This window comes from Hydrogenophaga sp., from assembly GCF_041633695.1.
GTDB lineage: Bacteria > Pseudomonadota > Gammaproteobacteria > Burkholderiales > Burkholderiaceae_C > Hydrogenophaga.
On the sequence record NZ_JBFJMY010000334.1, the window covers coordinates 1 to 4,666 of the forward strand.

Below are 4,666 nucleotides of genomic sequence, written 5' to 3' on the forward strand. Positions count from 1 at the left end.
GTGTCCGCACCGCCGCTGCAGCGCAGCGAGGCCAGAATCTGGGTGTTCAGCAAGCGGCAGCTTTCCACGTTGCTCACGATGTTGTCTTGTGCGCCGTCGAGCTTGTCGCAGGCCTGCATCGCGGCCTTTTGCACCAGCAGCGTCTTGGCCACGTTCATCCAGCCGGCGCTGCCATTGTTGTAGAGCGCGCGCCCCACGGCCACGTTCGACAGCCGCGTGCCGGTGTAGTTGAGCGCAGGCTCGTTGGCGATCACACCGATGTAATCGAGCGGCCAGCGCTGGATGTAGCGCAAGGCATCGCGCCCGCCCGTTGAAGTGCCGAGAAAGTACGCCTGCTTCGGAGCCATGCCGTAGCGCGCAAGCACCAGCGCCTGCGCCACGTCGCGGGTCTTCTTGAGCGAATCGCCGCCGTAGTTGGCCAGTTGTTCGTCGTTGGTGGCGAAGCGTCCGTCGGTGATGCTGCTGGATTGGTGGCCCGAGTCGTCACCGTAGGTGGCGTAGCCAAGCGCGAGCGGTGCGAGCTTGTCGGCCGGGCCAAAGCGGATGGTCTCGGTGCCGTCGATCAGGCGGCCGTTGAAACCACCACCACCGTAGTGGATGCTCTTTTGGTTCCATTGCTCGGGCAGGTTGACGGCGAAGTTGATGAGCGAGGCGTTCGCGTCCACCGGTTCGATGGTGCCGCGCACCCGGCAGTAGCTGCCGAGGCTGTTGCCCGCGTCGCCAGCGCCTACAGAGGTTGCGCTGGTGACGGTCGCGCCCTGCGTGGGCAAGCCGATCTTCGAGGCGGGCAGCGTCATGCCCGAGAGCTCGGTGCAGGACATGGCCAGCGGCACGGGTCCGGTCGGTGGGTCGTTGGGAGGCGGGTTCTGGCTATCGGCGCCGCCTCCGCCGCAAGCGGTCAGAACCACAGAAGCGCCGATGGCGGCGCCGAACAAACGGCAGGCGCCAAGGGCGGCACGGATCATCAAGGCAGAGTTCGGTGTGGGCATTTTGTCTCCGGCATGCGGTCTCGAAGGGCCGCTTTTTGTATGGGAGCGCCGACGATAGTTTTACGGGATGTCTTTCGTCAAATAAAATAAACCACCACTTTCAATATGAAAAATATATGGACATGAAAGCGCTGCGGTATTTCGTGGCCGTCGCGGAAACGGGCCACATGACACGTGCAGCCGAATGCCTGGGCATCCAGCAGCCCCCGCTGAGCCTGCAGATCAAGGCGCTGGAGCGCGAACTCGGCGCGCTGCTGTTCAGACGCCATCCGCGCGGCGTGGAGCTCACCCACGCGGGCCGTTTGTTCCAGGTCGAGGCGCTGCGCATGCTGCAGAACATGGACGCCATGAAGCAACGCATGGCGCGCGTGGCGAAAGGCCAGGTCGGCACGCTCGCCGTGGGGTTCACGAGTTCGGCCGCCATGCACCGCTTCATGCCCGAGGCGCTGCGCGCGTTTCGCCGCGCGCACCCCGACGTGGAGCTGCAACTGCACGAAGACAACGCTGCCGAACTGACCGAAGCATTGGTGGCGGGCCGCCTGCACTGCGGCTTGCTGCGCGTACCGGTGGCGCAACCCGAGGGCCTGGTGTTCGAGACCTTGTTGCGCGAACCGGTGCTCGTGGCCATGCCCAGCGACCACCGCTTTGCCCTCGCCCGCCACCAACATTCGCGCCCGCTGCCGCTGGCGAAACTGTGCGAGGAAGGCATCATCCTGGTGCGGCGCCCGGGTGCACCCGGCCGGTATGCCAAGCTGCTCGCACTGTGCCACGCCAAGGGTCTGCGCCCACGCGTGGTGGCCGAAGTCGATCGCATGGTGACCAACCTGAACCTCGTGGCGGCCGGGGTGGGCCTGTCGGTGGTGCCCGCCTCCATGACCGGCGTGCACGCGCATGCGGTCGCCTATGCGCCGCTGGCCGACGGCGGACAGCTCGACGCACCGCTCACGCTGGTGTCGCGGGCCGAAGAAGACAACCTGCCCGCGCAGCATTTCGCCGCGCTGCTGCGCAAGCTCGCCAGCGAGAACCCGCGGGCATGAGCGAGTTGCTGGCACGCCGCCACTTCCTGCGAAACGCAGGTGCTCGGCTCGTGGCCGCATGTGCTGCGCCGCACCTGTTGCATGCCGCAGAGCCCGATTGGCCAAGCCGCCCGGTGCGGCTGATCGTGGTCTACCCGACCGGCGGTGTGAGCGACGGCATGGCACGCATCCTGGCCGAACCGCTGTCGCAGGCGCTCGGCGTGCCGGTCGTGGTCGAGAACCGCCCCGGCGCCGGCGGCAGCCTGGGTATGCACGTGCTCGCGCGCTCGGCACCCGACGGCTACACGCTGGCTTTTTCTGCCATCAGCCCGCTCACCCTGCACCCCCTTCTCGCACGCGTGCCCTACGATGCGCTGCGCGATTTCATACCCGTGGCCAGCGTGATGCGCACACCCGTTCTGGTGGTGGGCACGCCGGCGTTCGGTGGCAACAACTTTGGAGAGCTGATCGCGCTCGCCCGGCGCCGACCCGGCGCGGTGCGCTGGGCCACCTCCGGGATCGCCACCACCGGCCACATGGTGTTGGCGCAGGTGCGCATGCACAGCCGCACCCAGATCACGCACGTTCCTTACCACGGCGGTGCACAGCAGATCAACGACGCCTTGGGCGGGCAGTTCGAGGTGCTGTCGACCAACGTCGCGGGGCAACAACTGCAATACATCGCGAGCGGTCGCCTCCAGGCGCTGGCGGTGGGGGCGTCCGCGCGCGTGGAGGCCTTGCCGGCGGTTCCCACGCTGGCCGAACTGGGCTTTGAGCGCGCCAACCTCGATTCGCTGTTCGGCATCTTTGCGCCTGCGCGCACGCCACCCGCCGTGGTGCAGCGCCTCAATGCCGAAATCAACCATGTGCTGCGCGGCGAAACATTGCGCGCGCAGCTGCGCGGCGCCTACAACATCCCGGCCGATGGCAGCGGTGAAGAATTCGCGCGCGAGATCACCGCAGACAGGCGGCGCAACCGCGAACTGGTGGCGGGAAACCGCTCACAGTTCGACTAGGGCCTGTTCACACTATTTTTCAAGATGCGTTGCGGATCAAAAAGGCCATGCGCAAGGCGCAAAACGCAGCCGGGGCTTCCCCCCGGCCAGGCTTTGCAACGCCGCGCATGGCCTTTTTGGCCGCAACCCGAAGGGAAAGGGGTGAAAACAGCGCCACTCGTTGTTGCCCTCCTAGGCCAGACAGCCAGTCTGGCCGTCGTCGCGCGCCTAGATTGGCGCTGTTTTCACCCCTTTCGCACTTGGAAAAATAGTGTGAACAGGCCCTAACCCGCCGCCCGTGCGCGACGTGGTGCGTTCCGCCGGCCAGGCGCCGTTCAAGGCGGTTCGCATCACCGCGATAAAGGCCTCGCAAGCGGGCGACAGGTGGCCGCCCCGCTTGGTGACGATGTAGATGTCGCGGGCCACCTTGGGCTCGTGCAAGATCTTCACCACCAGCCCCTTGTGCCCGGACTGCGTGGCATACGCCGACGGCATGATGGACGCGCCCAGACCGCCAGCCGTCATCCACAGCCCGGTGGACAGGAACGAGATCTCGTTGACCACCTGCAGGTGCACCCCGGCATCGGCGGCCGCCAGATCGACCAGCTTGCGCACGCCATAACCGGGCCGCCCCGCGATCACGGGATAGCCCTGCAATTGCGCCCAGCGCAACTTCCTTTTGGCGGCCAGCGGATGGTCGGGCGTGCACACCAGGCTCAGGTGGTCGCGTAACAGGGTCTGCTGTTCGACCTCGTTGCCCGCGTGCTCCGGCGTGCCGATGCCGAAATCCACCTGCCCACCCACGATGCGCGTCAGAAACTGGTCGGGAGCGCAATCTTCGACGCGCAGCCTGATCTCGGGATGCTGCTGAAGAAACAGCGCCAGCACCGGCGGCATGAGCATGCCGGCCAGTGTCGGCGTGATCACCACCGACACCTGGCCGCGCCGCAGCTCGCGCACATCGCGCAGGCCACCGCTGAGCGCACCCACGTCGCGCAGGATGCGTTCCACGATCACCACCGCGTCTTTGGCCGCCTCGGTGGGCTGCAAGGACCGCGTGGTGCGGTCGAACAGGCGCACACCCATGCCCTGCTCCAGCTGACGGATCAACACACTCACCGCCGATTGCGTGACAAACAGCTGCACCGCCGCCGCGCTGAGCTTGCGCATCCGGTACACCGCCATGAAAGCCTGGAGCTGGCGCAAGGTTGGATGAAAACTTGGATTCATGAAGTCACTTCATATTCTTGTAAATAATTTTCGATTTACGCATGAATCCAGATGCCGTTCAATCCCCCTGAACCCAACCACCACACACAGGAGACAAGTCAGTGACAGATTCGACGGACACCGCAGAAAGCCGGGGCTACAAACGCATTGCCACCGAAGAGGCTTGGGCGCCGCCCGAACTGATCCAGCGCTATCTCGCGCTGCTGGAAACCGGCACCCACAACGACCCGGGTTTTGAAAGCCTGTGGGGATTTTTCGCCAAGAGCCAGTCGCCCCGCGCGCGCGACTTGTCGGACCGCATCCAGGATCTGGACGCGCGCCGCATCGCCGACATGGACGCCACCGGCATCGACATGCAGCTGCTCATGCTGACCTCACCGGGCGTGCAGATGTTTGACGCGGCCGACGCTTGTGCCCTGGCCACCAGCGCCAACGA

The 4,666-nt window shown here is 65.8% G+C and carries 4 protein-coding genes and 1 pseudogene; 3 read left to right on the top strand and 2 right to left on the bottom strand.

Translation table 11 applies throughout. From position 1 onward, the window contains the following. A partial coding sequence (locus tag ABYB95_RS17305; RefSeq protein ID WP_372659799.1) for a tannase/feruloyl esterase family alpha/beta hydrolase occupies window positions 1-989 on the bottom strand: 989 nt, incomplete at its 3' end. Between the two features lie 116 nt (window positions 990-1,105). On the opposite strand from ABYB95_RS17305, the gene ABYB95_RS17310 reads away from it, so the two are divergent. Continuing rightward, entirely contained in the window at window positions 1,106-2,026 is a 921-nt protein-coding gene (locus tag ABYB95_RS17310) for a LysR family transcriptional regulator (RefSeq protein WP_372659800.1), read from the top strand. Then, entirely contained in the window at window positions 2,023-3,021 is a 999-nt protein-coding gene (locus ABYB95_RS17315; RefSeq protein WP_372659801.1) for a Bug family tripartite tricarboxylate transporter substrate binding protein, read from the top strand. Before ABYB95_RS17310 ends, ABYB95_RS17315 begins: the two co-directional genes overlap by 4 nt. A gap of 207 nt (window positions 3,022-3,228) precedes the next feature. Here ABYB95_RS17315 and ABYB95_RS17320 read toward each other — a convergent pair whose 3' ends face one another. After that, window positions 3,229-4,230 carry a LysR family transcriptional regulator gene (locus ABYB95_RS17320; protein ID WP_372659802.1) on the bottom strand — a complete coding sequence of 334 codons (1,002 nt, stop codon included), beginning with the start codon at window positions 4,228-4,230 and terminating at the stop codon, window positions 3,229-3,231. Window positions 4,231-4,331: 101 nt separating this feature from the next. On the opposite strand from ABYB95_RS17320, the pseudogene ABYB95_RS17325 reads away from it, so the two are divergent. Then, a pseudogene (locus tag ABYB95_RS17325) lies at window positions 4,332-4,666 on the top strand (amidohydrolase); the annotation flags it as partial.

Coding starts and splice junctions, on each gene's coding strand:
- ABYB95_RS17310 (WP_372659800.1), top strand. CDS start 1,106: ATGGACATGAAAGCGCTGCGGTATTTCGTGGCCGTCGCGGAAACGGGC.
- ABYB95_RS17320 (WP_372659802.1), bottom strand. CDS start 4,230: ATGAATCCAAGTTTTCATCCAACCTTGCGCCAGCTCCAGGCTTTCATG.
- ABYB95_RS17315 (WP_372659801.1), top strand. CDS start 2,023: ATGAGCGAGTTGCTGGCACGCCGCCACTTCCTGCGAAACGCAGGTGCT.